General features: G+C 61.1%; 26 protein-coding genes and 1 pseudogene. 23 read left to right on the top strand and 4 right to left on the bottom strand.

From position 1 onward, the window contains the following. The first annotated feature begins 11 nt into the window (after positions 1 to 11). From AC0L2R_RS28440 to AC0L2R_RS28400, 9 genes are read left to right on the top strand one after another with little or no spacing between them, the layout of a single operon-like run. Positions 12 to 320 (top strand): TrbC/VirB2 family type IV secretion system protein, encoded by a 309-nt coding sequence (locus AC0L2R_RS28440; RefSeq protein ID WP_008871922.1) that lies wholly within the window; start codon positions 12 to 14, stop codon positions 318 to 320. Continuing rightward, positions 320 to 592 (top strand): VirB3 family type IV secretion system protein, encoded by a 273-nt coding sequence (locus tag AC0L2R_RS28435; protein ID WP_008871923.1) that lies wholly within the window; start codon positions 320 to 322, stop codon positions 590 to 592. The genes AC0L2R_RS28440 and AC0L2R_RS28435 overlap by 1 nt, the downstream gene beginning before the upstream one ends. Beyond that, on the top strand, positions 586 to 3,036 hold the full coding sequence (trbE, locus tag AC0L2R_RS28430) for a conjugal transfer protein TrbE (protein ID WP_473512855.1): 2,451 nt from the start codon (positions 586 to 588) through the stop codon (positions 3,034 to 3,036). Before AC0L2R_RS28435 ends, trbE begins: the two co-directional genes overlap by 7 nt. Continuing rightward, positions 3,033 to 3,758, top strand: coding sequence for a P-type conjugative transfer protein TrbJ (gene trbJ, locus AC0L2R_RS28425; protein WP_473512854.1), 726 nt, complete (start codon positions 3,033 to 3,035; stop codon positions 3,756 to 3,758). The genes trbE and trbJ overlap by 4 nt, the downstream gene beginning before the upstream one ends. A gap of 29 nt (positions 3,759 to 3,787) precedes the next feature. After that, positions 3,788 to 5,110, top strand: a complete 1,323-nt coding sequence (trbL, locus tag AC0L2R_RS28420) for a P-type conjugative transfer protein TrbL (RefSeq protein WP_473512852.1) — start codon at positions 3,788 to 3,790, stop codon at positions 5,108 to 5,110. Then, the gene (gene trbF, locus AC0L2R_RS28415) at positions 5,111 to 5,842 is read left to right on the top strand and encodes a conjugal transfer protein TrbF (RefSeq protein ID WP_473512850.1); all 732 of its coding nucleotides are present in this window, start codon (positions 5,111 to 5,113) and stop codon (positions 5,840 to 5,842) included. Further along, positions 5,832 to 6,854 carry a P-type conjugative transfer protein TrbG gene (trbG, locus tag AC0L2R_RS28410; protein ID WP_473512848.1) on the top strand — a complete coding sequence of 341 codons (1,023 nt, stop codon included), beginning with the start codon at positions 5,832 to 5,834 and terminating at the stop codon, positions 6,852 to 6,854. Before trbF ends, trbG begins: the two co-directional genes overlap by 11 nt. 13 nt (positions 6,855 to 6,867) lie before the next feature. Next, positions 6,868 to 8,082: a TraB/TrbI/VirB10 family type IV secretion system protein gene (locus tag AC0L2R_RS28405; protein WP_473512846.1), complete on the top strand. Its 1,215-nt coding sequence runs from the start codon at positions 6,868 to 6,870 to the stop codon at positions 8,080 to 8,082. Positions 8,083 to 8,094: 12 nt separating this feature from the next. Beyond that, positions 8,095 to 8,367, top strand: a complete 273-nt coding sequence (locus tag AC0L2R_RS28400; protein WP_473479515.1) for a DUF2274 domain-containing protein — start codon at positions 8,095 to 8,097, stop codon at positions 8,365 to 8,367. A 152-nt stretch (positions 8,368 to 8,519) separates the two neighbouring features. Here the strand turns inward: AC0L2R_RS28400 and hemN are convergent, their stop codons facing one another. Continuing rightward, positions 8,520 to 9,869: an oxygen-independent coproporphyrinogen III oxidase gene (gene hemN / locus AC0L2R_RS28395; protein WP_473512910.1), complete on the bottom strand. Its 1,350-nt coding sequence runs from the start codon at positions 9,867 to 9,869 to the stop codon at positions 8,520 to 8,522. A 157-nt stretch (positions 9,870 to 10,026) separates the two neighbouring features. Here hemN and AC0L2R_RS28390 point away from each other — a divergent pair, with 157 nt between their 5' ends. Further along, a complete protein-coding gene (locus tag AC0L2R_RS28390) occupies positions 10,027 to 10,791 on the top strand; it encodes a Crp/Fnr family transcriptional regulator (RefSeq protein ID WP_473512909.1) in 765 nt (254 codons plus the stop codon). On the opposite strand, the pseudogene AC0L2R_RS28385 reads toward AC0L2R_RS28390, so the two are convergent. Beyond that, positions 10,728 to 11,249: pseudogene (locus AC0L2R_RS28385) on the bottom strand (IS481 family transposase); the annotation flags it as partial. The gene AC0L2R_RS28390 and the pseudogene AC0L2R_RS28385 overlap by 64 nt on opposite strands. A 123-nt stretch (positions 11,250 to 11,372) precedes the next feature. Between AC0L2R_RS28385 and ccoN the strand changes: the two are divergent. The 13 genes from ccoN to AC0L2R_RS28320 all read left to right on the top strand — a co-directional run bounded on the left by ccoN (position 11,373) and on the right by AC0L2R_RS28320 (position 23,865). Next, complete coding sequence (gene ccoN / locus AC0L2R_RS28380; RefSeq protein ID WP_473512845.1) at positions 11,373 to 13,004, top strand: cytochrome-c oxidase, cbb3-type subunit I; 1,632 nt, start codon at positions 11,373 to 11,375, stop codon at positions 13,002 to 13,004. Next, on the top strand, positions 12,995 to 13,726 hold the full coding sequence (gene ccoO, locus AC0L2R_RS28375; RefSeq protein WP_077376382.1) for a cytochrome-c oxidase, cbb3-type subunit II: 732 nt from the start codon (positions 12,995 to 12,997) through the stop codon (positions 13,724 to 13,726). The genes ccoN and ccoO overlap by 10 nt, the downstream gene beginning before the upstream one ends. 11 nt (positions 13,727 to 13,737) lie before the next feature. Beyond that, the gene (locus AC0L2R_RS28370) at positions 13,738 to 13,887 is read left to right on the top strand and encodes a CcoQ/FixQ family Cbb3-type cytochrome c oxidase assembly chaperone (RefSeq protein ID WP_040591650.1); all 150 of its coding nucleotides are present in this window, start codon (positions 13,738 to 13,740) and stop codon (positions 13,885 to 13,887) included. Between the two features lie 2 nt (positions 13,888 to 13,889). Continuing rightward, positions 13,890 to 14,753, top strand: coding sequence for a cytochrome-c oxidase, cbb3-type subunit III (ccoP, locus tag AC0L2R_RS28365; RefSeq protein WP_473512844.1), 864 nt, complete (start codon positions 13,890 to 13,892; stop codon positions 14,751 to 14,753). Between the two features lie 171 nt (positions 14,754 to 14,924). Continuing rightward, a complete protein-coding gene (gene ccoG, locus AC0L2R_RS28360) occupies positions 14,925 to 16,478 on the top strand; it encodes a cytochrome c oxidase accessory protein CcoG (protein WP_473512843.1) in 1,554 nt (517 codons plus the stop codon). Then, positions 16,475 to 16,972, top strand: coding sequence for a FixH family protein (locus AC0L2R_RS28355; protein WP_473512842.1), 498 nt, complete (start codon positions 16,475 to 16,477; stop codon positions 16,970 to 16,972). The genes ccoG and AC0L2R_RS28355 overlap by 4 nt, the downstream gene beginning before the upstream one ends. Further along, on the top strand, positions 16,969 to 19,251 hold the full coding sequence (locus AC0L2R_RS28350) for a cation-translocating P-type ATPase (RefSeq protein WP_473512841.1): 2,283 nt from the start codon (positions 16,969 to 16,971) through the stop codon (positions 19,249 to 19,251). The genes AC0L2R_RS28355 and AC0L2R_RS28350 overlap by 4 nt, the downstream gene beginning before the upstream one ends. Further along, positions 19,248 to 19,403, top strand: coding sequence for a cbb3-type cytochrome oxidase assembly protein CcoS (gene ccoS, locus AC0L2R_RS28345; protein WP_008871940.1), 156 nt, complete (start codon positions 19,248 to 19,250; stop codon positions 19,401 to 19,403). Before AC0L2R_RS28350 ends, ccoS begins: the two co-directional genes overlap by 4 nt. Before the next feature lie 205 nt (positions 19,404 to 19,608). Then, on the top strand, positions 19,609 to 19,731 hold the full coding sequence (locus AC0L2R_RS28340; RefSeq protein ID WP_473512840.1) for a hypothetical protein: 123 nt from the start codon (positions 19,609 to 19,611) through the stop codon (positions 19,729 to 19,731). Further along, positions 19,728 to 21,713 carry a glycoside hydrolase family 127 protein gene (locus AC0L2R_RS28335; RefSeq protein WP_473512839.1) on the top strand — a complete coding sequence of 662 codons (1,986 nt, stop codon included), beginning with the start codon at positions 19,728 to 19,730 and terminating at the stop codon, positions 21,711 to 21,713. Before AC0L2R_RS28340 ends, AC0L2R_RS28335 begins: the two co-directional genes overlap by 4 nt. Positions 21,714 to 21,735: 22 nt before the next feature. Then, positions 21,736 to 22,008: a hypothetical protein gene (locus AC0L2R_RS28330; protein ID WP_473512838.1), complete on the top strand. Its 273-nt coding sequence runs from the start codon at positions 21,736 to 21,738 to the stop codon at positions 22,006 to 22,008. A 124-nt stretch (positions 22,009 to 22,132) separates the two neighbouring features. Then, a complete protein-coding gene (gene ubiM, locus AC0L2R_RS28325) occupies positions 22,133 to 23,314 on the top strand; it encodes a 5-demethoxyubiquinol-8 5-hydroxylase UbiM (protein ID WP_473512837.1) in 1,182 nt (393 codons plus the stop codon). A 125-nt stretch (positions 23,315 to 23,439) separates the two neighbouring features. Further along, positions 23,440 to 23,865 carry an EAL domain-containing protein gene (locus AC0L2R_RS28320; RefSeq protein ID WP_473512836.1) on the top strand — a complete coding sequence of 142 codons (426 nt, stop codon included), beginning with the start codon at positions 23,440 to 23,442 and terminating at the stop codon, positions 23,863 to 23,865. 264 nt (positions 23,866 to 24,129) lie between these two features. Here AC0L2R_RS28320 and AC0L2R_RS28315 read toward each other — a convergent pair whose 3' ends face one another. Beyond that, the gene (locus AC0L2R_RS28315; RefSeq protein ID WP_065010507.1) at positions 24,130 to 24,906 is read right to left on the bottom strand and encodes a sulfite exporter TauE/SafE family protein; all 777 of its coding nucleotides are present in this window, start codon (positions 24,904 to 24,906) and stop codon (positions 24,130 to 24,132) included. A gap of 122 nt (positions 24,907 to 25,028) precedes the next feature. Further along, positions 25,029 to 25,640 (bottom strand): TCP-1/cpn60 chaperonin family protein (locus tag AC0L2R_RS28310; RefSeq protein WP_473512835.1); only part of this gene is annotated, 612 nt, incomplete at its 5' end.

Below are 25,640 nucleotides of genomic sequence, written 5' to 3'. Positions count from 1 at the left end.
AAGGCCAATTCATGTGCAAGAAGCTTCGCTTTCTTTCGTCCACCGCGCTCGTGCTTGTTCTCACGGTCTCAGCCCGCGCAGCAGGCTCCGGCATGCCTTGGGAACAGCCGCTGCAGCAGATCCTGGAGTCTGTACAGGGACCGGTCGCCAAGATTATCGCCGTGATCATCATCATCACCACGGGCTTAACCCTTGCCTTCGGTGACACCGCAGGCGGTTTCCGCCGGCTGATCCAGATCGTCTTCGGGCTGTCGATCGCATTCGCGGCATCGAGCTTCTTTCTCTCCTTCTTCTCCTTTGGCGGCGGAGCACTCGTCTGATGGTCGCTGGAGAGCAGCATATTGAAGGCTTCGCGGTTCCCGTTCACCGGGCATTGACCGAAGCCATCCTGCTGGGCGGTGCACCGCGCGCGGTGGCGATCCTCAACGGCACGGTGGCCGCAGCTATCGGCCTCGGTTTGCAGCAGTGGATCGCTGGGCTGGTGCTGTGGATTGCCGGCCACACGCTGGCGGTCTTTGCCACAAGACGCGATCCAGACTTCGCCAGCGTGCTCGTTCGTCACCTTCGTCTGAAGGGATGGTTGGCATGCTGAACCTGTCAGAATACCGCAGCAAAGCCGACAAACTTGCCGACCATCTGCCCTGGGCAGCGCTCGTCGCGCCCAGCATCGTGCTCAATAAGGACGGCAGCTTTCAGCGGACCTTACGGTTCCGCGGGCCCGATCTCGAAAGCGCGACGGAAGCAGAACTTGTCGGCATCTGCGCCCGGGCAAACAACGCGTTGAGAAGGCTCGGTTCCGGCTGGGCATTGTTCTTCGAAGCCGAGCGCATAGAGGCGCTCGGCTATCCTAACTCAACCTTTCCCGACGCCGCGTCTTGGCTGGTCGATGAAGAACGACGCGCGGCCTTCGAGGGCAAGGTCGCGCATTACGAGAGCCGCTATCATCTGACTCTGCTGTTCATGCCGCCCCCGGACGCACGGGCGAGGGCTGAAAGCGCGCTCGTTGACGCACACCAATCTGGCGGCGGGAGAGACTGGCCCCAGGAGCTGGCGCGGTTTCGCGACGAGACCGACCGGGTCCTCGATCTTTTGTCCGGCTTCATGCCCGAGGTGCGCGTGCTCGACGATGCCGAGACCCTGACTTACCTGCACGGCACAATCTCGACCCGCCGCCATCCACTCGCTGTCCCGGAAACGCCGATGTATCTCGACGGCATCCTGGTCGACGCGCCGCTTACCGGCGGCTTGGAGCCGATGCTCGGCGAACACCATCTTCGCACCCTTACCGTCCTCGGATTCCCGAATCTCACCCGGCCCGGAATTCTCGACGCGTTGAATCATCAAGATTTCGCCTATCGCTGGGTGACGCGCTTCATCCCGCTCGACAAGACGGAAGCCACGAAGACGCTGACACGGTTGCGCCGCCAGTGGTTTGCCAAGCGCAAGTCGATCGCGGCCATCCTGCGCGAGGTCGTGACCAACGAACCTGTCCCGCTGGTCGACAGCGATGCCGACAACAAGGCGCTCGATGCCGACGCAGCCCTTCAGGCGTTGGGCGGCGACCATGTCGGCTTCGGTTATCTCACCACAACGGTGACAGTGTGGGATGAGGACCATCAAGCCGCCGCGGAGAAACTTCGCGCGGTCGAGCGCATCATCAATGGGCTCGGCTTCACCACCATCCGCGAAAGCGTCAATGCGGTCGAGGCGTGGCTCGGCTCGCTGCCTGGTCATATCTATGCCAATGTTCGCCAGCCGCTCGTTCACACATTGAACCTTGCGCATCTCATGCCGTTGTCGTCGGTCTGGGCAGGTCCTACGGCGAACGAGCATCTCGCCAAGGTCACCCAGCGAGAGGCCTCGCCACTTCTGTTCGCAGAGACCAACGGGTCGACACCATTCCGGCTATCCACCCATGTCGACGATGTCGGCCACATGCTGATTGTTGGCCCGACCGGCGCCGGCAAATCGGTGCTGCTTGCCCTGATTGCACTGCAGTTCCGGCGCTATGCCGGCGCGCAGGTCTATGTCTTCGACAAAGGCAATTCAACGCGCGCGGCAGTCCTTGCCACGGGTGGAGAACACCACGCGCTGGGTGCTGACGGTGCGCTCGCCTTCCAGCCCCTGCGCAATATCCGCGACCAGGCTGCCCGCAGTTGGGCAGCCGAGTGGATTGCCGGCCTCATTGCCCATGAGAATGTCACCGTCACGCCGGAGGTGAAGGAGGCAATCTGGTCGGCACTCACCAGCCTTGCCACCGCACCGGCGCAGGAACGCACGCTGACCGGCCTTTCGGTCCTGCTTCAGTCCAACAGGCTGAAGTCCGCGTTGATGCCCTACACACTCGACGGTCCTTTCGGCCGCCTGCTCGACGCCGATGATGATCGGCTGGCCTTATCGAATGTGCAGTGTTTCGAGACGGAAGAGCTGATGCAGAGCCAAGGCGCTGTGCTGCCTGTGCTCACTTACCTGTTCCATCGTCTTGAAGAGCGGTTCGATGGACGGCCGACGCTGCTGATGCTCGACGAGGCTTGGCTCTATCTCGACAATCCGCTCTTCGCCGCCCGTATCCGCGAATGGCTGAAGGTGCTCCGAAAGCGGAATGTTTCGGTGATCTTCGCTACGCAATCGCTGGCTGATATCGCGGGCTCTTCAATCGCGCCGGCGATCGTCGAGAGCTGCCCCCAGCGCATTTTCCTTCCCAATGATCGTGCTGTGGAACCGCACGCGCGGGCAGCCTACGAGCGCTTCGGCTTGAACGAGCGGCAGATCGAATTGATCGCCCGCGCCACGCCGAAGCGCCACTACTATCTTCAGTCACGTAGCGGAAACCGTCTCTTCGAGCTCGGGCTTGGCCCCATCACTCTTGCGCTTTGCGGCGCTTCCGATCCGGCGACGCAGACCCTGATCGACAAAATCCAGTCCGAAAACGGGCAAGACAGCTTTGCCTCCCGCTTTCTGAGCGCGCGCGGGCTCGATTGGGCTGCCGAGCTTCTCCAGCAATTCCCTCAACCAGACATGGAGCAATCCTCATGATTGGACGCCGTCTTTTCACCAGCCTGATCACCGTTTCCCTGATCGCCAAGCCAATGGCCGACTATGTGCAGCCGGCCTACGCCCTTATCGTGTTCGATCCATCCAATTATGCGCAGAACGTGCTGACGGCGGCGCGCGCGCTGGAGCAGATCAACAACCAGATCCAGTCGCTGCAGAACCAGGCAACCATGCTGCAGAACATGGCGCGCAATCTTCAGCGTCTGGATTTCTCTTCCGTGGGCCAACTCACCGGTTCGCTCCATCGCATTGACGGTTTGATGGACCAGGCGAGTGGCCTCAGCTTTGATCTGGGCAAGCTTCAAAACCAGTGGCGCAGCCAATATCCAGAAAGCTACGAGGCCACGATCAAGGTCAGCGATGTGGCAACCGCTGCGCGCGAGCGCTGGCAGAGCGCCATGCAGGCGTTCCGCCAGACCATGCGGGTCCAGTCGCAGATCGTCGAGAACGTCCGCGCCGACGGCGACCTGCTTGCCGATCTCGTCAACCGCAGCCAAGGGGCAGCCGGTGCGCTTCAGGCAAGCCAGGCCACCAACCAGCTGATCGCGCTTTCAACCAAGCAGCAGATGCAGATCCAAACGCTGCTCGCGACTCAGTTTCGAGCTGAGGCCGAGGATGCCGCGCGCAAGGCGCAGTCCGAGGAAGCCGCCCGCGAGACGACCAAGCGCTTCCTGGGTACCGGCTCGGCCTATCCCGGCAATTGATCACCAACTCTGACGAGGAAGGCGGCGGCATGAACGACCTTGGCGTCATCGATCGCTTCATGGAGACGTTCATCCGCTATATTGACAGCGGGTTCGGTCTGCTTTCGGGCGACGTCGCCTTCCTCACCACCATCCTGATCGGCATCGACATCACGCTGGCCGGGCTGGCCTGGGCGCTCGGCGATGAGCCCAACATTCTCGGCCGGCTTACCCGCAAGGTGCTCTTTGTCGGCGTCTTCGCCTTCATCTTGAACAATTTTAAGAACCTCGCCGACATCATCTATCGCTCCTTTGCCGGGCTCGGCATCAACGCGTCCTCCGGCAATCTCTCCCCAGACAATCTCCTGCGCCCGGGCCGCATCGCCGCGACCGGTTTCGAAGGCGCTTGGCCGCTGCTTGATCAGGCAAGTCAGCTGCTCGGCTTTCCAGAAATCTTCGGCAACGCGCTCACCATCTTCGTGCTGCTCATGGCCTGGTTCCTGGTCATCATCGCATTCTTCATCCTTTCCATTCAGCTGTTCATCACAATCCTTGAGTTCAAGCTCACCACGCTTGCCGGCTTTGTTCTGGTTCCCTTCGCACTCTGGAATCGATCGGCGTTTCTGGCCGAGCGCGTGCTCGGCAATGTCATCTCTTCAGGCATCAAGGTGATGGTACTTGCCGTCATCGTCGGCATCGGCTCCACCCTCTTCGGCGAGTTTGCTTCCGCGCTGCAAGGCAAGGAGCCGGACCTGGCCGCCGCCATGTCACAGGTGCTGGGCGCGCTGGCGCTGCTTGGGCTCGGCATCTTTGGGCCCGGCATCGCGTCGGGTCTAGTGTCCGGCGCGCCGCAGCTTGGCGCGGGCGCCGCCCTTGGCACTACTGCGGCGGCAGCTGGTGCATCGCTCGTTGCCGGAGGCACGGCATTTACTGGCGCGCGCATGGCAACCGGCGGCAGTCTCGCCGCAATTCGGGCCGGCACAACGATGGGATCGGCTGCTTTAACGGCCTGGCAGATCGGGCGAGCAACCTCGCCCCACACCGGCCTGTCCGGTGTGGCTGCTGGATTGCGGGGCGTGACCAGTGCCGCCGGCGGCGCCGCGATGCGAGCAGCAAGAGCTGCCGCGGGAACGTTCGGGCGCAGCGCCGATGACGGCCGGGAAGCCGCACGGACCGCGACCGGTGGTGCGCCCACCGCGTCCATGACTGGAAACCCAACCGCTGCAGACCCTAATGCCGCTCCGACGTGGGCAAGGCGCTTGCGTTCCGAACAGACCGCCCGTGCCCACCGCCACGCCGCCATGCAGGCTGTCCGTGAAGGCGACAGCCAGGGAGGCAGCGCCAATCCATCTCTCAACGACAAGGACGACTAGATGCTGTTCAAGCGACCCGTTCAACGTTACGGCAAGACACCCGAACCGGTCACGCCGTATCAAAAGGCCGCCCAGCTATGGGACGAGCGCATCGGCTCATCTCGAGTACAGGCTAGGAACTGGCGGCTCATGGCCCTCGGCTGTCTGGCCTTGGCGACCGGGCTCTCTGGCGGACTCGTATGGCAGTCGATGCAGAGCCGTGTTGTGCCTTACGTCGTCGAGGTCGACCGCTTCGGCGAGGCACGCGCCGTCGCGCCGGCGATCCAAGGCTACGAGCCCTCCGACGCCCAGATAGCCTGGCACCTCGGCCGCTTCATCCAGAATGTCCGTTCCGTCTCCACTGATCCGGTGCTGGTGCGGCAGAACTGGCTGGCGGCTTACGACTTTGCCACCGACCGTGCGGCACTCTTCCTCAATGAGTACGCCAAGGCGAACGATCCCTTCGGTCAGATCGGAACGCGCAGCGTGTCCGTCCAGGTGACCAGTGTGGTCAGGGCTTCCGACAGCTCGTTCCAGGTTAAATGGACTGAGCAGGTCTTTGAGCGCGGCAGCCTTGCCAGCACCACGCGCTGGACCGCGATCCTCACCATCGTGATCCGCCCGCCAAGCAATACGGATCAGCTGCGCAACAATCCGCTCGGTGTCTTCATCAACGCCATCGACTGGTCGCGCGAGCTCGACAGTGCCGCACCGACATCCGTTTCCCCGAAGGAGCCCGCCGATGACAAATAGAGCCCAATCGTTCCGTGCCGCGCTGATCCTATCCGCATCGGCAGCAGTTCTCTCGGCCTGCGCATCAAAGCCGGTGCCGCCTGAGATTTCGTATGATGCTGCCGACTTCAAAGCAGCGGCAATCGAGAAGGCGCCAGAGACACCGGTCAAGATAGTCGAGGTGCCAAAGCCGTTGCCGCTCCCCGGCCAGTTGCAGCCAGAACCGGGCAAAATCGCCGACAAGCGCTCTCCTGAAGAACGCGTCGCAGACGCCAACAAGGCGGCGACGCAGCAACCCACCCGGTACGGCTACGTCAATGCGGTGCAGGTCTATCCCTTCACCGATGGCGCGCTTTATCAGCTCTATGCCGCGCCGGAGCGCGTCACCGATATCGCCCTACAGCCGGGCGAGAAACTGACAGCCGTGTCGGCCGGCGACACGGTGCGCTGGGTCATCGGCGATACCGTCAGCGGCACCGGTGACGACCAGCGCACCCATGTGCTGGTAAAGCCCTTCGCGCCGGGGCTTAGCACCAATCTGGTGATCACCACGGAACGACGCACCTACCATTTGGAGCTTCAAAGCACCGATAAGGCCGCTATGGCGGCGATCTCCTGGACATACAGCGAGGACCAGATCGTCGCGCTCCGCCAGCGCAACGCTCAGGCCGAGGCTACCATGCCGGTGGCGGCGAACGTGGCGCTCGAAAACATTCGCTTTCGCTACTCGATTAGGGGCGACACACCGCCCTGGAGACCGACGCGAGCCTTCGATGATGGCAGCAAGGTTTATATCGAGTTCCCGCGCCGCATAGACCAGGGAGATGCCCCGCCACTCTTCATCGTCGGCTCTGACGGGGACAACCAGCTCGTCAACTACCGCATGCGCGGCAACTACTACATTGTCGATCGGCTCTTCGCCGCGGCCGAACTACGCCTCGGCACCAAGCAGCAGCAAGTGGTGCGCATCACAAGGACGGACGGCCGTCAACCGCCGCGTCGCGTATCTCTCTTTGCGCGCTCCAGCAGGTGAGGAGAGGGGCCTTATGACCGACACTTCCCCATCCAATGCTCCGCCAAAACTCGATCCCGAGCAGCTGCAGTTACGGGCCTCGCCCCGCCGCGCCGTGCGGTTCAGGCGCGGCGTGATCGTCGCCATCGCTGCCGTCGGGTCCAGTGCCATCCTGGGCGTCACGATGATGGCGCTGCAGGGACCGGCGCTTCGCTTCAAAGAAAAGGCGGAATATCTCTACAACACTGACCGCAAGCCAACCCCTGAAGGACTTGAAACACTTCCCAAGGACTATTCCGGAGTGAAGCCGAACCCTCCTGTGCTTGGACCACCACTGCCGGGCGACCTCGGTCGCCCCATCCTTGAGCGGAGGCGCCAGCTCGGCATCGCGCCAGGGCAGGACAACTCCGCCGAGGAGCAGCGTGTTGCCCAGCAGGCGATTGAGGCGCGCGAATCACAAGTCTTCTTCCGCATTGAAAATCAACCCAAGGAGGCGGGCATCGGCGGTAATGCGAAAAGTGCCCAGCAGCCGTTCGGGGCGCCTCCGCAATCTGATGCAGCTCGGCCGTCAGATTCCGTTGCCCCGGCTGAGGGCGATCAGAACAATCAACAACGCAAGCTCGATTTTGTCAGCCAGCGCAACACCAGCGGGATCTACAACCCGCATGCATTGCAGACGCCAGCTTCTCCAAATCAGCTCATGGCTGGCAGCGTGATCGCCGCAAGTCTCATCACCGGCATAAATTCCGACTTGCCCGGGTTTGTCGTCGCGCAGGTCACCGAGAACGTGCACGATACGCTCACCGGCAGCATCCTGCTTATCCCGCAGGGCTCGCGGCTGATCGGGACCTATGACAGCGTCGTCGCTTTCGGGCAAAAACGGGCGCTTCTGGTTTGGCAGCGAATAATACTGCCAGACGGTTCTTCGATCGAAATCGACAATCTGCCGACGACAGACACTGCCGGCTATGCCGGGCTCGCGGACAAGATCGATTTCCACACCTGGCAGCTGATCAAGGGAGTCGCGCTGGCCACATTGCTGGGCGTCGGCACCGAGTTAAGTTTTGGAGAAAACGAAAGCGATCTGGTCAAAGCGATCCGGGAATCCACTCAGCAGAACGTCAGTCAAGCCGGCCAGCGCATCACCGAGAAGAACCTCAATGTTCAGCCCACCATCACCATCCGCCCAGGTTGGCCACTGCGCGTCATCGTGCACAAGGATCTGGTGCTACGGCCATACGCGAGTTGAGCGGGAGTGAATATGGCCAACTTGAAACTTGGAAAGCTTCCAGACCGAACACCTTCGAAGATTACCATCACCGTCAGCGCGGAGTTGGGCCAAGCACTCAAGGAGTATGCTGCCCTTTATCGTCAGGCCTATGGCGAGTCTGAAACGGTGGCAGAACTCATCCCTTTCATGCTGGCGGGGTTTCTGGAAGGCGACCGAGCGTTTGCCAAGGCCAGAAAAGAAGGTTTGCCGACGTCCAGCATGCCGGAGAAGTCGCGGCGTCTGGCACGCTCAGATTCCGAGTAACCGAGGCAATGAGTGAATCGCCCGCACACGAGCCTCGATGGGCTAACTCCGCTTGAATATGTAACCCGATCCGTCAAGGATCACACGTGAACAGGCTCACTCACAAATGGAGGCAAACAGGGGAGCACGTCACCGCGACCGCACTCTTTGGCTCAAACTGCAACCGAGTGCCTGGCCCTTCCGCTTTGGAAATATTTGTCGAACCTGGCCGCGATGCTTCGGACGAATGGGCGACTTTCAGCCGGCACGACGAAACGGTCGCCATCCAGTTCAAGCAATCGAACGGGATCGTGGAGGGCCATGGTACTCGACTCAAGAAGGAGCTTCTGGCCGGCTTTGCCGAAGCGTTCCACCAGATCGACTGCCGAGAAGGCGAAATCACACATTAGCCTCTCGATGATCCAGCCGCGAACGCGGTCGTCGTCGGAAAGCGCGATACCGCGGACAACCGCCAGCCCGCCATGCGCGACTATACTTCCGTACTCGGCGGTTGAAATATTGTTCTGCACGTAGCCCTGGCGAAAACGGCCGATGGACGAAGGGCCAAACCCGATCAGTGTCTCGCAGCGATCCTCCGTGTAGCCCTGAAAACTGCGATGCAAAGCCCCTGCGCGCGCCGCTATCGCCAAGGCATCGCCTGGCTTGGCGAAATGATCGAGCCCTATTGCTTCATACCCCTTGTCCACAATCGCTCGCGCGGCGAGTTGCGATTGCGCCAAGCGCTCCGTGGGGCCAGGCAGCCACGCCTCTTTGATTATCGTCTGATGCTTCTTGAACCAGGGCACATGCGCGTAGCCGAACAGCGCCATCCTGTCCGGTTCCAGGGTCAGCGCCTGCGCTACGGTGGAACAGACGCTCTCCCTGCTCTGGTGAGGCAATCCGTAAAGCAGGTCCAGATTGACGGAACCGACGCCGCGGGAGCGAACTCCGTCGACGACAGCTTTCGTTTGCAAAAAGCTTTGCTCGCGGTTGATTGCCTTTTGCACTTTTGGCTCAAAATCCTGGACGCCGAGACTCGCCCTGGTCATGCCGATTTCGGCCAGCGCATCAAGGCGCGCCTCATCGATGTCGTTTGGATCGATCTCGACGCTGATTTTTGTGTCCGGGACAAAATCGAAGCTGTCCCGCAAGAACGCGCCAAGCGCCACCATGTCCCCGGGCTTCAGCATGGTGGGCGAACCGCCGCCGAAGTGGACTGCGCGGACATGCCCCTTGCCGCTGACGAGTCCCGCAACCGTCGCGATCTCCGCGTGTAGCGAGCGCAGATAGGCCGTCACCGGCTCATAGTGGCGCGTCTGTTTGGTATGACACGCACAGAACCAGCAGAGTCTGTCGCAATAGGGGATGTGCAGATAGAGCGAGATCTCGCCGCCACTTTTGAGCGCCTCCAGCCAGCCACGATAAACCGCAGGATTGACGCCCGTGTGGAAATGCGGTGCAGTCGGATAACTGGTATAACGCGGGACGTTCTCGCCAACCCGGGCAGCTAATTCGGACTGCATGTCGTGGTCCACCATGTTTGCATCGCTGGAACTCTGGGCTTATTGGCAAGCCAAAGCCCTGATTTCGGTCAATCAGCAACTCGGACAAACTGCCGCAAGGATTTTTCTACCTTAGATTGGTATCCTGCCGGCACTTGGGATCGGGTTGAGCGAGCGCATGTCAGTACGGCGAGACATTTACATTTCCGGTATCCCCGTTCTTTGCGTCCATTGCGAAGCACGGCATCGCGGCGTCTGCGGTTCGCTTCGTCCAGACAATTTGGTTGGGCTCGCCAAGACTTGCTCGCGGCGCCAGATCGAGTCAGGAGTGGAACTGATCGGCGACGCACAGGCGGTCGACAGCTATTCGAACCTGGTTTCAGGCGTGGTTAAACTGACAAAGAGCCTTTCCGATGGTCGCCAGCAGATCGTCGGTCTCCAGTTTGCACCGCATTTTCTGGGACGTCCTTTTAAGGTGGAAAGCTCGATCAATGCGGAAGCGGTGACAGCTGTCACGCTGTGCTCGTTTCCAAGGGCAGCCGTCGAACGGATGATGAAGGGGTCGCCGGAATTCGAGCATCGCCTGCTCAAGCAGACGCTGAATGAACTCGATGAAGCACGCGAGTGGCTGGTGACGTTGGGGCGCAAGACCGCATCGGAAAAGGTGGCGAGTTTTCTCCTCATGATCGCTCGGAATATGGATTCCGGTGTTGACCCGGTAGCCAGGTCAGCGTCCTTCGATCTGCCGCTGACGCGCGCCGAGATGTCTGATTTTCTTGGAATTACGAACGAGACTGTGAGCCGGCAGCTGACGCAATTGCGGGCTGACGGCGTGATTCGGATCGAGAACACACGCCATGTGACGGTGGACAGCATGAGCCGGCTGCGCTCGATGTCGATGCCGAGCCTGAGCCAGAAGACCGACAGCCTGGACAGGTTATAGAGGCCGTTCGGCGAAGAGAAGGTACAGGCCGTTGTCGCTCCTGATGGCGGAAGGCAGGCCGCGTTCCCTGAACAGGCGGATGGCGGCCTCGATGACCGGTCCTTCCTTCTTCGATTCGAGCGCTTCGCAGGCGAGCAGGTAGCGCGAGGCCTGGTCGGTGACCGTCACAATTCGACCATCGCCCGCCGGAATTCCCCTTAGAAGTCCGTGCACCATAACGCGTTGGTGCTAGTTGCGTGCCGAAGCGCTGCCGCTGACGGGCGCGCTTTACAGGCCGTGACGATCGAGCAGGCATGCGCCGTGCTCTTCGAGGGTATGCGGACATCGCCGGCGAGCCTCCTAATCAGGAGCTCCCTAATCTTCCTGGCGCCCAGTGGGTTGGCTTGTCCTTCTTGGTTGCGACGATCGTCAGCTCGATCTGGTCGGGCAGGCTTGGCGTAGCGCACCGGCCGCCGTGAAGGTCAACCTAGCTGCCGAAAAATCGTGCGGCCCCCTGACATGGATCAGGGCGAGCAGGCGGCGGCTGCGCAATTGATGCACAGCGGATTTGGCGTCCGCCGGGTTCGAGATCGGGATTTGCGATGAAATTCGGCACAGAGATCGTGCTTCTAAGCCTGTTTGCTTTTGCGGCCCTGGTGGCTGCCGGTTTCGGCGTAGATGAACCTTTCCGCCAGCATATGTGGGTGTTGTTCTTCGCCGTAGCTGGTTTCACCGCGATCCTGTTGCGCAATACGGAGTTCAAGCCCGCAGTTCCGATAGACCCCGCCGCTTTTATGGACGGTCCAATCCGTTACGGGGCCGTCGCGACGGTGTTTTGGGGCGTCGTAGGCATGCTGGTTGGTGTGGTCATCGCGCTGCAGCTTGCCTATCCCGATCTCAGCGTCGAGCCCTGGTTCAACTTTGGCCGCTTGCGGCCGTTGCATACATCCGGCGTGGTTTTTGCCTTCGGCGGCAATGCGCTGCTTTGCACGTCCCTTTATGTCGTACAGCGCACCTGCCGCGCCCGGCTGTTCGGCGGCAATCTCGCCTGGTTCGTGTTCTGGGGCTATCAGCTGTTCATCGTCATGGCTGCGACGGGCTACCTGCTCGGCATCACCGAAAGCCGCGAATACGCCGAGCCCGAATGGTATGTGGATCTTTGGCTGACCATCGTCTGGGTCGCCTACCTCGTCCTGTTCCTCGGCACCATCCTGAAGCGCAGGGAACCGCACATCTACGTCGCCAACTGGTTCTACCTGTCCTTCATCGTGACCATCGCGATGCTGCATGTGATCAACAACCTGTCGATGCCAGCCTCGTTCGTGGGTTCAAAAAGCTATTCAGCCTTCTCCGGCGTCCAGGACGCCTTGACGCAGTGGTGGTACGGCCACAATGCCGTGGGCTTCTTTCTCACCGCCGGCTTCCTTGGCATGATGTACTATTTCGTGCCCAAGCAGGCGAACCGGCCAGTCTATTCCTACCGGCTGTCGATCATCCACTTCTGGGCGCTGATCTTTCTCTACATCTGGGCCGGCCCGCACCACCTCCACTATACCGCCTTGCCCGACTGGGCGCAGACTCTCGGCATGGCGTTCTCGATCATGCTTTGGATGCCCTCCTGGGGCGGCATGATCAACGGCCTGATGACGCTGTCCGGCGCCTGGGACAAGCTGCGGACGGACCCGATCATCCGCATGATGGTCATGGCCATAGCCTTCTATGGCATGTCCACTTTCGAAGGCCCGATGATGTCGATCAAGACGGTCAATTCGCTCTCGCACTACACCGACTGGACCATCGGGCACGTGCATTCCGGCGCACTCGGTTGGGTCGGCATGATCTCGTTCGGCGCGATCTATTTCATGGTGCCGAAGTTGTGGAACCGCGAGCGGCTCTATTCGCTGCGGCTCGTCAACTGGCACTTCTGGCTGGCAACGCTCGGGATCGTCGTCTACGCCGCGGTGATGTGGGTCTCCGGCGTTATGCAGGGCCTGATGTGGCGCGAATACGACGAGCAGGGCTTTCTGGTCTTCTCGTTCGCCGAAACTGTCGCCGCCATGCATCCGTACTACATCATGCGTGCCATCGGCGGCGCGATGTACCTGTCCGGCGCGCTGATCATGGCATGGAACGTCACCATGACAATCCTCGGCTACCAGCGCGAGGAGAAACCGATGCCGCGTCCCATCGCCGCCGTCCGACCTGCGCGATCAGGAGCCAGAAAATGGGCTTGATGGACAAACACGCCGTAATCGAGAAGAACGCCACGCTTCTTCTCGTCGGCTCCCTTCTGGTGGTGACGATCGGCGGCATCGTCGAGATCGCGCCGCTCTTCTATCTCGACAATACGATCGAGAAGGTCGAAGGCATGCGGCCCTATTCGCCGCTCGAACTCGCTGGCCGCAACATCTATGTGCGCGAGGGCTGCTACCTCTGCCACAGCCAAATGATCAGGCCGTTCCGCGATGAGGTCGAGCGCTATGGGCACTACAGTCTGGCGGCCGAGTCGATGTACGACCACCCGTTCCAGTGGGGATCGAAACGCACAGGACCGGATCTCGCGCGGGTGGGCGACCGTTATTCCAATGGATGGCACGTTCAGCACCTTGTGGATCCGCGCTCCGTGGTGCCGGAATCGATCATGCCGAGCTACGCGTTCCTGAAGGAAATGCCGATTGAGGTGAAGGACTTCTCGACGCACCTGATCGCGAACAGCCGTGTGGGCGTGCCCTACTCCGACGACATGATCGCGAGCGCGAATGCCGATCTCATGGCGCAGGCAGATCCCAACATCGACACATCCGGTCTTGAAGCGCGGTATCCAAAGGCCAAGCTCGGTGACTTCGATGGCAATCCGCAACAGGTCAGCGAGATGGACGCGCTGGTCGCTTACCTCCAGATGCTTGGCACTCTGGTCGATTTCAAAAACTACGACGAAGCCGCCGGTTACCGCTGAGGAGAATGGTGATGACCTACAACTTCATGCGGGCGTTTGCCGACACTTGGGGCCTGCTCGCTATGGCGCTGTTCTTCGTCGGATGCATCACCTTTGCGCTCCGTCCCGGCAGCAGGACGCGAGCCGACGAAGCTGCTCAAATCCCTCTCAAGGACGACTGATCATGAGCGGTGAGCACATTGACGAAGTCTCCGACGTCTCGACCACCGGCCATGAATGGGACGGGATCAAGGAGCTCAACAATCCGCTCCCGCGCTGGTGGGTGATCACCTTCTACGTCACCATAGTCTGGGCGATCGGCTACACCATCGCTTATCCCGCATGGCCTATGCTAAGCTCCGCCACCCGAGGCGTGCTCGTCTATTCCAGCCGCAACGATGTCAAGAATGAGCTGGCAGCGGCCGAGGTCGCCGAGGGCAAGTATGTTGCCGCCCTTCAGGCGAAGACTGTCGCCGAGATTGCCGCCGACGATGTTTTGCGCGGATTCGCTATCGCGGCCGGTGGCGCCGCCTTCAAGGTCAATTGCGTTCAGTGCCATGGCTCCGGCGCCCAGGGTTCGAAGGGCTTTCCCAACCTGAATGATGACGATTGGCTGTGGGGCGGCAAGGCCGAGCAGATCCAGCAGACAATCACGCACGGCATCCGCGTTGCCTCAGACCCCGACACGCGCCTGTCGGAAATGCCGGCGTTTGGTGACATCATTACGCCCGAGCAGATTACACAGGTCAGCGCTTATGTCTCGAGTCTCTCCGGCGCTGTTGGCGATCAAGCAATGGTCATACCCGGCGCCAATGTTTTCGCCGAGAATTGTGCCGCCTGTCATGGTGATAATGCAAAGGGAAACACGGAGCTTGGCGCACCCGACCTGACCGACGCGATCTGGCTCTACGGGGCGGGCGAGACGGCTATTGCCGCGCAGGTTCGCGCGCCAAAGCAAGGCGTCATGCCGGCCTGGGGTGGGCGTCTCGGCGAGGTCAAGGTCAAGGAACTTGCGGTCTATGTCCATTCGCTTGGCGGCGGAGAATAGGAACGGAAGCCTATTCTCGGCCCTCCCCCTGCCAAGCGACGAGGCCCGGCGCGAGCCGGGCCTCGACACCATTCCGGCTGCGACCTGCATCAACACGGGGCGGACTGCCCACGGCGAGGCTGTTCGTTGGGCGGCCCTGACATCGGCAGGGGGACTGGAGATGCTATGTGGGTGAAAACGCAGACAGAACCGCCCGAAGCAGAAGCGATCGACTCCCCCAACACCCGTGAGCCGCTTTATGCCCCACGCAAGAAGGTTTTCCCGAAGCGAATCTCGGGCAATTTCCGTCGCTTCAAATGGCTGGTGATGGCGATCACCCTGGGCATCTACTATCTGACGCCCTGGCTGCGCTGGGACCGAGGTCCGTTTGCTCCCGATCAGGCCGTGCTGATCGATCTTGCCAACCGCCGCTTCTATTTCTTGTTCATAGAGATTTGGCCGCAGGAATTCTTCTATGTGGCCGGCCTTCTCGTGATGGCCGGCATCGGCCTTTTCCTGATCACATCCACAGTCGGCAGAGCCTGGTGCGGCTATACCTGTCCGCAGACCGTATGGGTCGATCTGTTTCTGGTTGTGGAGCGTGCGATCGAGGGAGATCGCAATGCCCGCATGAAACTTGACGCCGGACCGTGGACCGCGCGCAAGCTTGTGCTGCGTGGATCGAAACACGCGATCTGGCTGGCCATAGCGTCAGCGACCGGCGGCGCCTGGATCTTCTATTTCGCCGATGCGCCAATGCTGATTGGCGAGGTCTTCGTTGGCACCGCGGCGCCGGTCGCCTACATCACCATCGGCGTGCTGACGGCAACCACCTACACATTCGGCGGGCTGATGCGCGAGCAGGTCTGCACCTATATGTGCCCGTGGCCGCGCATTCAGGCGGCCATGCTCGATGAAAATTCGCTCACCGTGACCTACAATGACTGGCGCGGCGAACCTCGCTCGCGGCACGCCAAAAAGGTCCAGGCCGCGGGGCAGCCGGTCGGAGACTGCGTCGATTGCAATGCCTGTGTCGCCGTCTGCCCGATGGGGATCGACATTCGCGACGGCCAGCAGCTCGAATGCATCACTTGCGCGCTGTGCATCGATGCCTGCGATGGCGTCATGGACAAGCTCGGCAAGGAGCGCGGGCTGATCTCCTATGCGACGCTGTCCGATTACAACGCCAACATGGCGGTAGCGACTGCAGGCGGCTCCTGCTCGGTGAACCCGTCGCTCGTCCGGACCGACGGCGGCGCTTTCTCCGACAGGTTTGCCCATTTCCATATCCGCAAGATCTTTCGGCCGCGCACCTCCATCTACATGGGTGCATGGTCGGCGGTCGGCATTGCGCTGCTCTATTCGCTGCTGACGCGCGACCGGCTCGAGGTCAACGTTCTGCACGACCGCAACCCGCAGTTCGTCACGCTGTCCGACGGTTCAATCCGCAACGGCTACTCCGTCAAGCTGCTCAACATGATCCCCGAGCCAAGGACGATCGTTGTCACGATGCAGGGCCTGCGGGGAGCCGAAATGAGCGTCGTTGGTATCGACCTTCCCGCAGACCGGTCCTTCGCCGTCGCGGTCGAACCCGACCGCCTGAAGATGCTGAAGGTTTTCGTGCGTCAGCCGGCGGACCAGGTCGGAAGCGCAACACAAACGTTCAAATTCCTGGTCGAGGACAAGGCGAGTTTCGAAACGGACGAATACACCGCCACCTTCAACGCCCCGGAGATCGCCAGATGAGCGCCAATACGCAAAAAACCCGCGAATTCACCGGCAGGCATATGTTGCTCATCATTCTCAGTTTTTTCGGCGTGATCGTTGGTGTGAATCTGACCATGGCAACACTCGCCAGCACAAGCTGGACCGGTCTTGTCGTCGAAAATACCTATGTCGCGAGCCAGCAGTTCAACCGGATCGCCGAAGAAGGGCGCGCGCAGGCCGCACTCGGCTGGACAGGCAAATTGACGATCTCTTGGGGTGAAGTCCGCTACAGTCTCAGCGATGCCGCCGGCAAACCGATTCCGTTGCGCAGTGTCAAGGTGCTGTTTCGTCATCCCGCCTACGAGGGCGCGGACAAAGCCGTCACTCTCGCCACTGCCTCGGGCCAGGAATTTGCCGCCCAGCACACGCCAAGGGACGGCGTCTGGATCGTCCAAGTCGACGCCGATGCTGGTCTCGCAGAACCCTATCGCGACGTCCGTCGAATTATAATTTCCCATGGAGCGTTACAATGAGCTGCTGTGCACCGGGCGCCGAAACGGCGCTGGATCTGGAAAGCAGCATATCCGTCCTGCCATCAACCCAGGAGGTCAGGCTGGCGAGCCGCTCGCTTGGCGGCGATCTGCACCAAACCGACCTCTCGGTCCCGACGGTGCATTGCGCAGCCTGCATCCAGAGTATCGAGACGGCGCTTGGAAAACTCGATCGCGTCGAGGGTGTACGTGTCAACCTGTCGACGAAACGGGTTGCGATCCGGTGGCGCGGAAATGAGGTTCCACCGTTTGTCGCCGCGCTTGGACGGCTGGGATACGAAGCGCATTTGTTCGCGCCCGAGACAGGGGAGAAGGACAAGACGCTATCGGAGCTGATCCGGGCCGTGGGGGTTGCCGGCTTTGCAGCGGGCAACATCATGCTGCTTTCAATGTCGGTCTGGTCCGGCGCTGAAGGTGCGACCCGCGACCTGTTCCACTGGGTCTCGGCACTGATCGCCATCCCCGCGCTCGCCTTCGCCGGTGGCATCTACTTCCGCTCGGCATGGAACGCATTGCGTCACGGCCGCATGAACATGGATGTGCCGATTGCGGTTGGTGTCTCGCTCGCCTACGCGATGAGCCTTTACGAAACCATCAACCATGGCGATCACGCTTACTTCGATGCATCGGTATCGCTGCTGTTCTTCCTGCTGATCGGCCGCACGCTTGATCACGTGATGCGCGAGCGTGCCCGGACCGCGGTGAACGGTCTGTCACGGCTGGCGGCGCGCGGCGCCACAGTATTGCGCGACGATGGCACGCGCGACTACCGGCCGGTTGGCGAGATCGAACCAGGCATGCAGTTGCTGATCGCTGCCGGCGAACGGATTCCCGTCGACGGCAAGGTCATTCGAGGCTCTTCGGATCTCGACTGTTCACTGGTTTGCGGTGAGAGCACACCCAGAACCGTGGCGACAGGGGAAACCGTGCAGGCCGGCACGCACAATCTCACCGGCCCGCTGACCATCGAGGCGACAGCCGCCGCAAAAGACTCCTTCCTGGCCGAAATGGTCCGGCTGATGGAAGCCGCCGAGGGCGGTCGCGCGCATTATCGCAGGATCGCCGAGCGCGTTTCAGCGCTCTATGCTCCAGTGGTTCATCTGACCGCCTTCCTGACGTTCCTTGGCTGGATGGCGGCGACCGGCGATTGGCACCGGGCAGTAACAAACGCAATCGCCGTTCTCATCATCACATGCCCATGTGCGCTCGGTCTCGCCGTGCCGATCGTGCAGGTCGTCGCTGCGCGGCGTCTGTTCGAAAGCGGTGTCATGGTCAAGGATGGTTCGGCCATGGAGCGCCTGGCGGCGATCGACACGGCCGTGTTCGACAAGACAGGAACGCTTACGCTCGGACAGCCCCGGCTCGTCAATGCGTCGTCAGTCGATCCGGCCATGCTGGCAATCGCTGCCGAGATGGCCGCGCACTCCCGTCACCCGCATTCAAACGCCATTGCCACCTTTGCCGGTTTCGCCGGTCAGCCAAAGCTCGAAGCTGTCAGCGAACACCCCGGATTCGGCATCGAAGCCACCGCGAGGGGAAGCACCTGGCGACTGGGGCGGCGCGATTGGGCTGGATGGAAGGCCCGAACCGGTGGCGAAAGCAGATACGGCGGAACGGTTCTGACCAAAGACGGGATCATCGTGGCGTCCTTTGTCTTCAAGGACGCGCTGCGTCCGGACGCCAGGGCGGCCATCGAGCAATTGAACAACGCCCGAGTTTCCGTGGAAATGCTGTCGGGCGATACCGGGGCTGCCTGCGGCGAGGTCGCGACGACGTTGGGGATACATCACTTTGTTCCGGCGCTGCTTCCTTCGGGCAAGGTCAAGTATATTGAAAGCCTGGCGAAGGACGGCCACAAGGTGCTCATGGTTGGCGACGGCCTCAACGACACCCCTGCGCTGGGCGCGGCACATGTCTCGATCGCTCCAGCCACGGCGGCCGATGTCGGCCGCAAAGCTGCGGATTTCGTGTTCCTGCACGAAAGCCTGTCGGCCGTCTCCCTTGCCCTCGACGTTTCGCGAAAGGCCGGACAACTGATCCGGCAAAACATCGCCATCGCGATTGTCTACAACGCCATTGCCGTCCCGATCGCCATTTTGGGGCAGGTAACACCATTGATTGCGGCAATCGCGATGTCGGCCTCATCACTGCTTGTCATTGGCAATGCGTCGAGGCTGCAAGGTTTTGTGCCAGACGTGCCAAGGAGAACTGCTCCGCCTGATAGCCGCTCCCACACCGGCACATTGACGCAACCCTCATGACAATCCTGGTCTATCTCATACCGGTGGCTCTGTTGTTGGGCGGGCTTGGACTGTCTGGCTTCCTGTGGGCCCTGAGGAGTGGTCAATACGAGGATCTCGACGGAGCCGCCGAGCGTATCCTCATTGACCGGGACGAGAGGCCGGAACGCTGATTCCGTCACTCGAGGGCCTGCGTCGCCCATTCCGCCATGCAAGCGGCTGATGCCACGAAGTACCTCCCACGGCCGGACGAGCGCTGGCGATCCAACGGAGCGGATAGACCGGCGGCGCGGGTTTGTCGTGTCTGGCTGACCCAGATCAGTGCTGTCTCCTCATCGCCCTGATTTCAATGGACGAGTCTTTTCAAGGGGAGAACGCATGTCTAGCGGGACGGAAGCTGAGCGGCATCAGGTGCTGGCCGTGTTCGCCGGGGGCGCCGGCATTGTCGAAGCCGTGAGCAGGCCGGCGCACGTCATTGCAGGAGCCGATGCGTTCGAATGAGCGAGTTCAAGCCAGTTCGGTTCGTTGATGTCGCGCTGGAGGGGAAATTCTGGCGCGAGAGGCTGGAGACGGTGCTGACACGGACCATCCCCAGCCAGCACGTCCAGCTTGGCAAGCAAGGTGTATTGCTGTCCCTCACACTGCCGAACCAGTCGCTGCCACTGAGCGTCCCAGGCAACGAGCACGATTCCGGGCAGGTGTTCTGGGATTCCGACGCTGGCAAGTGGATAGAAGCAGCATCCTACGCGCTGTCACACAGGCGTGATCCCGACATCGAGGCATGGATCGAAAATATTGTCGATGATCTCGAAAAGGCGCAGGCTCCCGACGGTTATCTGAACTGCTGGTACCTGCAGCGCGAGCCCGACAAGCGCTGGACCAACCTGCGCGACAATCACGAACTCTACAATCTTGGACATCTGCTCGAGGGCGGTATCGCCTACTTCCTCGCGACGGGCCGGCGCCGGCTCCTGGACATCCTTGAGCGGTATGTTGACCATGTGCGCAAGACATTCGGCCCGAACCCCGGCCAGAAGCGCGGCTATTGCGGCCATCAGGAAATCGAGCTGGCCCTCGTTAAGCTCTATCGCTTGACTGGAGACAGAATGCATCTCGACCTCGCGGCCTATTTCATGAATGAGCGCGGGCGTCAGCCGCACTACTTCGATCAGGAAGCGGTCGCGCGCGGGGAGAACCCCAGGGATTTCAGGGCGCAAAAATATGAGTACAACCAGTCGCACAGGCCGGTGCGCGAGCAAACTAAGGTGGTCGGACATGCGGTCCGAGCGATGTACATGCTTTCTGCCATGGCCGACCTCGCGGCGGAACTGAATGACGACAGCCTCAAGAAAGCATGCGAGGTGCTCTGGGCCGACGTCATCTCCTCGAAAATCTACATCACGTCCGGCTTGGGTCCGGCTGCCGCGAATGAAGGCTTTACCGAGGATCACGAACTGCCGAACGATACGGCGTATGCGGAGACCTGCGCCTCGGTAGGCCTGATCTTCTGGGCACATCGCATGCTGCATCTCGAACTCGACGGCCGATACGCCGACGTTCTGGAACAGGCGTTGTTCAACGGCGCGCTGACCGGCCTTTCGCGCGATGGCGAGCGCTATTTCTACTCCAATCCGCTCGAGAGCGATGGGCGACGCAGCAGATGGGCCTGGCACTCATGCCCATGCTGCACGATGAATTCGTCTCGTTTGATTGCTTCGATCGGAGGCTATTTCGTCTCGGCCAGTGAAAACGCAATCGCCTTCCATCTCTACGGCGGCGTTTCGACGAACATCCAACTCGCTACGGGCAATGTGTTCCTGCGGGAAACCAGCGCCTATCCATTTTTCGGCTCGATCAGGATCGAGGTCAGCCCTGACGCGCCGGCCGAATTCACGATCAACCTCCGCATTCCCGGTTGGGCTCATGAAGCCGAAGCTTCGGTCGGGGGATGTGCAGTCGACGTGACGGCATGCACCAGAAATGGCTATCTTGCGATCTCGCGGCTATGGAATGCCGGAGACACCATCGCCCTCGAACTACCGATTTCTCCCGAGCGCATCTATGCTCATCCCTCGGTCAAGCAGGATATCGGCCGGGTGGCGCTCAAGCGCGGGCCGTTGGTTTATTGCGTTGAAGAAGTCGACAATCCCGGAGGGGCGGTGCAGCAGCTCAAACTGCCGCGAGGCGCCAGGATCGAAACGGTGGAACGGGGCGATCTCTTCGATGGGCGTGGTCACGCTGACCGCCTCCGCAGAGCGTGTCGAAGACCAAGCGTGGGGAGACAGCCTGTACAGGAATGCGCCCCCGATCGTTTCGGGCTGCCGGCTAACCGCCCTGCCATACTATCTCTGGAACAATCGGGCAAAAGGCTCGATGCAAGTGTGGCTGCTGGAAAGCTGAATGGCCGAGGTGAGAAACCCGTTGGTTGGCTGGCTATCTGCCCAGGTGAGCGGAGTATGCCAAAGTTTTGTTTGCAGGAGTGAACGGATGTCGCGATTTCGCCTATTGACGATCTTCATGTCGGGAATGCTGGGAACGGCGACGTTGCCGGATCCAGTCGCCTCGGCACCAGTCCTCAACCCCGCCAATCGCAATGGGCTGGTCGAGCAGAACGAACTACTGATGCTGGAGAACAGGCTGCGGCGGCAGCAATATCAGCAGCAGCAGCAGCAGTTCCGTTCCCAGGATCGCGAGATCGCGCCGCAGCAACGGCCCGATCGACCGCTTACTTGCCAGCTACAGCCGTCAAGCAACGGCTTTGTGAGCATCTGCCGCTGATGAGGCGGCTTGCCACTTATTTAGGCGGCCATAGCTTGTGCGCGTCGTGCTTAACTAGCATCAGAGGCGTTTTTTCGCAGCTCGTGCTTGGGCACTGGAGAGCCTACGCGATGGCGCCACGCTGATGGCCGACTCCGATGACAGCTTCGACATCATTGTCGTTGGAGCGGGGCCGGTCGGACTTTGTTTCGCCGCATCACTCGCTCAAAGCCAACTCAAGGTCGCAGTTGTCGAACAGAACTCAATTGATACTCTCGCCAATCCGCCTTTTGACGGCCGGGAAATCGCGCTGACCCACGCCTCGATCAGAATCCTTCGCGAGATCGGCGCCTGGGATGCCATCCCCGCTTCGGACAAATCACAGCTTCACGGCGCGCGCGTGCTCAACGGTTCGAGCCCTTTCGCTCTGCGTTTCGATCCTCCCAGCGGGTCTGGAGAACCCCTCGGAGTTTTGGTCCCAAATTGCCGGATCCGCGACGCGCTGTTCAAGACAATCCACGTGCAGAATCACGCGCGGCTGCTGTGCGGCCACTCGGTCGTAGATGCAACAACCAGCCACACAGGAGCACTCGTAACGCTGTCTAATGGCGTGCAGTTGAACGCTAGCCTTGTGGTTGCCGCCGATTCACGTCTGTCGGCCACTCGTGATCTGCTCGGCATAGGCGCCGATATCAATCGGCTTGGCTACTCGATGCTAATATGCCGGGTGCGGCATGAGCGCCCCCACCACCAGGTGGCAATCGAATGGTTCGATCACCATCAGACGATAGCGATGTTGCCCCTGGCGGAGGGAGTGTCGTCGCTGCTGCTCACCCTGCGCTCAAACGAGGCCGATAGACTGCTTGCCTTCAGCGACCATTTGTTTCTGAGGGAATTGACGAACCGGTGTCGAGGGCGCCTTGGAAAAATGACCTTGGCAAGCAAGCGCCATACCTATCCGCTGGTCACGACTTGGGCGCACAAATTCCGAGCTCCCAGCGCCGCACTCATCGGCGACGCTGCCATCGGCATGCACCCGGTGACTGCGCATGGTTTCAACATCGGTATCAGCGGCCAGAAGCAACTCGCCTATGGAATCCTAACAGCATGTCGCGACGGTCGCGAGATTGCCGATCCCGACATGCTGCACGGATACGAAAGTTGGCTGCGCCTGTCAGCGGCGCCGCTCTTCCACGGCACGAACATTCTCGTCGGACTCTACTCAAGCGAGCACCCGGCGGCACGGCTTGCACGACATGTGGGGCTTCGGTTCGCCCAACATGCCCCCTTTATGCGGCATGGCATTTCGGCCATGCTTAGGCGATGAAACCGTACCAGCAGCTTTGGACCTTGCGCGATGAAAGAGGGCCTCATTCGCCGGAGTAATCGCTGCCCCTGCACGCAGAGGCGTAGCTTCCCGCGGGAGGCCCTAAATGTCGCCCCGAAGAGGTATTGTCACCGCGCGAATTGGAAGCCGGCGATATCGACGACATGGTTCTGAATGGTCTGGCGGCAAAAGACCTCCCAGCAACGATGTTCGAAATCGAGATTACCGAAGAATCCCCAGTAGATGGGCGCCTTTCACATGCCGGCATTTGCATCGCGCTCGATGACTTCGCCACCGGCTTTTCCACGTTGGCATCGCTCAAGGACAGTCGGATACGCAAGGTGAAAATAGACCAAGGCTTCATTCTCGGCCTAACCAAGTCTCGGGAGGACCGGCTGCTTGTCAAAACGGTGATCGATCTTGGTCGGGCGCTCGGGATCGATGTCATGGCCGAGGGCGTCGAAACAGAGGCAGACCGGCAAATTCTGCACAAGCTTAGCTGCAGAACCGCTCATATTCTCCAAGGCGGTGCCTTTGAGCCAAGCGCTTGAATTGGCACTAAAAGAGCACGCGAAGCAATGTTGATCGCCGCCGTCATCAGTCACTGCATCGAGCAGAGCGTAAAAGGACCGATGGGCCGGGCGAGGCGGAAATCGGGAAACACGTTGATCACTGGCGTGCCATATGCTGTTCGTGGCGCAGGTTAGGTTTTCCAGGGTGGCAAGTCGCCTCCAGTCCGCGATTCACTTCGGTTACGCCGATCATGATGTCCGGAAGCAAAGCGAAGGCTTAGAAGGGTAGTCCGCTTGCTCAGGTCAGACGAATCCCAGTTGTTGGGCGGTCTGGAACAAAGCGAGCAGCATGATCAGGCAACCGACGAGCCGCAAAAGCGTCCGCTCGGCAATCGCCTTGAGCACCCATCCGGCAAGCGGAGCGGCGACTATGCCGCCCACGATCAGCCCCAGTACCGAGCTTGCATGTGTCGACAGCGCCCCCGCTTCCTGCCAGTGCCCACTGACGAGCGCGACGATGAAGGTGACGGACACCGCTAGCGTGATCAGGAACTCGGCCGCATTGACAGTGCCGATCACGTAGCGGGGCGGCGCGCCGGCGCCAAGCAATCCGGTCACGACCATCGGGCCCCATCCGCCGCCACCTGCGGCGTCGAGGAAGCCGCCTACAGTACCCAGCGGCGCCACAAGACGGGTAGGAACCGGATTGCTGGGGATCTTGCGGAACGACCGGAGGAACAGCCAGAGCCCGATCACAGCGAGATAGGTCGTGACGTAGGGCTTCACCATGTCGCCGTCGAACGAGGTCAGCACGAAGGCGCCGAGGCAGCCGCCGAGAATGCCGAAAGGAGCAAGCCGCCAGAACAGCTTCCAGTCGATATTGCGGTGGTAGTGGTGCGCCGTGCCGGAAGCGGCCGTGGTGAACACTTCCGCCGCGTGTACCGCGGCGGAAGCCTGCGCCGGCGGAACACCGAAGGAGAGCAGCACGGTGGAGGAGATCGCGCCATAGGCCATGCCTAACGCGCCGTCAACCGCCTGGGCGAGGAAGCCGACAATGGCGAACAGAATGAAGTCAGTCATTGGTGTCCGCCGTGAACGTGCCGCCGTATGTACCCTTGTGGATGTGGCATCCGGCTTGGCTCCGAGTCAGAGAAAAGGGCGGCATCGCTGCCGCCCATCGAGATTGTTGAAGTGCGTGGACCTTAGAAATCCATACCGCCCATACCGCCCATACCGCCCATGCCACCCATGCCACCGCCGGGCATGCCGGCAGGCATGCCGCCGCCAGCCGACTCCTTCTTCGGAGCCTCCGCGATCATGGCTTCGGTGGTGACCAGCAGGCCGGCGACCGAGGCCGCGTCCTGGAGAGCTGTGCGCACGACCTTGACCGGATCGACGATACCCATGGCGATCATGTCGCCATATTCACCGGTCTGGGCATTGAAGCCGAAGGTCGGGCCCGTGTTCTCGAGGATCTTGCCGGCAACGATCGATGCTTCCGCACCGGCGTTGGCCGCGATCTGGCGGGCCGGAGCCTGCAGCGCGCGACGCACGATGCTGATGCCAGCGGTCTGGTCGGAGTTGGCGCCGCTGACGGTGATGGCCAGCGAAGCGCGCAGAAGTGCGACGCCGCCGCCGGGAACGATGCCTTCTTCGACGGCCGCGCGGGTCGCGTTGAGGGCGTCGTCGACGCGGTCCTTCTTTTCCTTGACTTCGATCTCGGTCGCACCACCGACGCGGATGACGGCAACGCCGCCCGCCAGCTTGGCGAGACGTTCCTGCAGCTTCTCCTTGTCGTAGTCCGAGGTGGTCTC

Source organism: Mesorhizobium sp. WSM4820 (genome assembly GCF_055811075.1).
Note: the sequence above shows the minus strand (reverse complement) of the source record. Positions and strands in the feature narration are given on the sequence as shown.

Excerpts from the sequence above, each read along its gene's own strand:
- AC0L2R_RS28440 (WP_008871922.1), top strand. The coding sequence starts at position 12 with ATGTGCAAGAAGCTTCGCTTTCTTTCGTCCACCGCGCTCGTGCTTGTT.
- AC0L2R_RS28435 (WP_008871923.1), top strand. The coding sequence starts at position 320 with ATGGTCGCTGGAGAGCAGCATATTGAAGGCTTCGCGGTTCCCGTTCAC.
- trbE (WP_473512855.1), top strand. The coding sequence starts at position 586 with ATGCTGAACCTGTCAGAATACCGCAGCAAAGCCGACAAACTTGCCGAC.
- trbJ (WP_473512854.1), top strand. The coding sequence starts at position 3,033 with ATGATTGGACGCCGTCTTTTCACCAGCCTGATCACCGTTTCCCTGATC.
- trbL (WP_473512852.1), top strand. The coding sequence starts at position 3,788 with ATGAACGACCTTGGCGTCATCGATCGCTTCATGGAGACGTTCATCCGC.
- trbF (WP_473512850.1), top strand. The coding sequence starts at position 5,111 with ATGCTGTTCAAGCGACCCGTTCAACGTTACGGCAAGACACCCGAACCG.
- trbG (WP_473512848.1), top strand. The coding sequence starts at position 5,832 with ATGACAAATAGAGCCCAATCGTTCCGTGCCGCGCTGATCCTATCCGCA.
- AC0L2R_RS28405 (WP_473512846.1), top strand. The coding sequence starts at position 6,868 with ATGACCGACACTTCCCCATCCAATGCTCCGCCAAAACTCGATCCCGAG.
- AC0L2R_RS28400 (WP_473479515.1), top strand. The coding sequence starts at position 8,095 with ATGGCCAACTTGAAACTTGGAAAGCTTCCAGACCGAACACCTTCGAAG.
- hemN (WP_473512910.1), bottom strand. The coding sequence starts at position 9,869 with ATGCAGTCCGAATTAGCTGCCCGGGTTGGCGAGAACGTCCCGCGTTAT.
- AC0L2R_RS28390 (WP_473512909.1), top strand. The coding sequence starts at position 10,027 with ATGTCAGTACGGCGAGACATTTACATTTCCGGTATCCCCGTTCTTTGC.
- ccoN (WP_473512845.1), top strand. The coding sequence starts at position 11,373 with ATGAAATTCGGCACAGAGATCGTGCTTCTAAGCCTGTTTGCTTTTGCG.
- ccoO (WP_077376382.1), top strand. The coding sequence starts at position 12,995 with ATGGGCTTGATGGACAAACACGCCGTAATCGAGAAGAACGCCACGCTT.
- AC0L2R_RS28370 (WP_040591650.1), top strand. The coding sequence starts at position 13,738 with ATGACCTACAACTTCATGCGGGCGTTTGCCGACACTTGGGGCCTGCTC.
- ccoP (WP_473512844.1), top strand. The coding sequence starts at position 13,890 with ATGAGCGGTGAGCACATTGACGAAGTCTCCGACGTCTCGACCACCGGC.
- AC0L2R_RS28355 (WP_473512842.1), top strand. The coding sequence starts at position 16,475 with ATGAGCGCCAATACGCAAAAAACCCGCGAATTCACCGGCAGGCATATG.
- AC0L2R_RS28350 (WP_473512841.1), top strand. The coding sequence starts at position 16,969 with ATGAGCTGCTGTGCACCGGGCGCCGAAACGGCGCTGGATCTGGAAAGC.
- ccoS (WP_008871940.1), top strand. The coding sequence starts at position 19,248 with ATGACAATCCTGGTCTATCTCATACCGGTGGCTCTGTTGTTGGGCGGG.
- AC0L2R_RS28340 (WP_473512840.1), top strand. The coding sequence starts at position 19,609 with ATGTCTAGCGGGACGGAAGCTGAGCGGCATCAGGTGCTGGCCGTGTTC.
- AC0L2R_RS28335 (WP_473512839.1), top strand. The coding sequence starts at position 19,728 with ATGAGCGAGTTCAAGCCAGTTCGGTTCGTTGATGTCGCGCTGGAGGGG.
- ubiM (WP_473512837.1), top strand. The coding sequence starts at position 22,133 with ATGGCCGACTCCGATGACAGCTTCGACATCATTGTCGTTGGAGCGGGG.
- AC0L2R_RS28315 (WP_065010507.1), bottom strand. The coding sequence starts at position 24,906 with ATGACTGACTTCATTCTGTTCGCCATTGTCGGCTTCCTCGCCCAGGCG.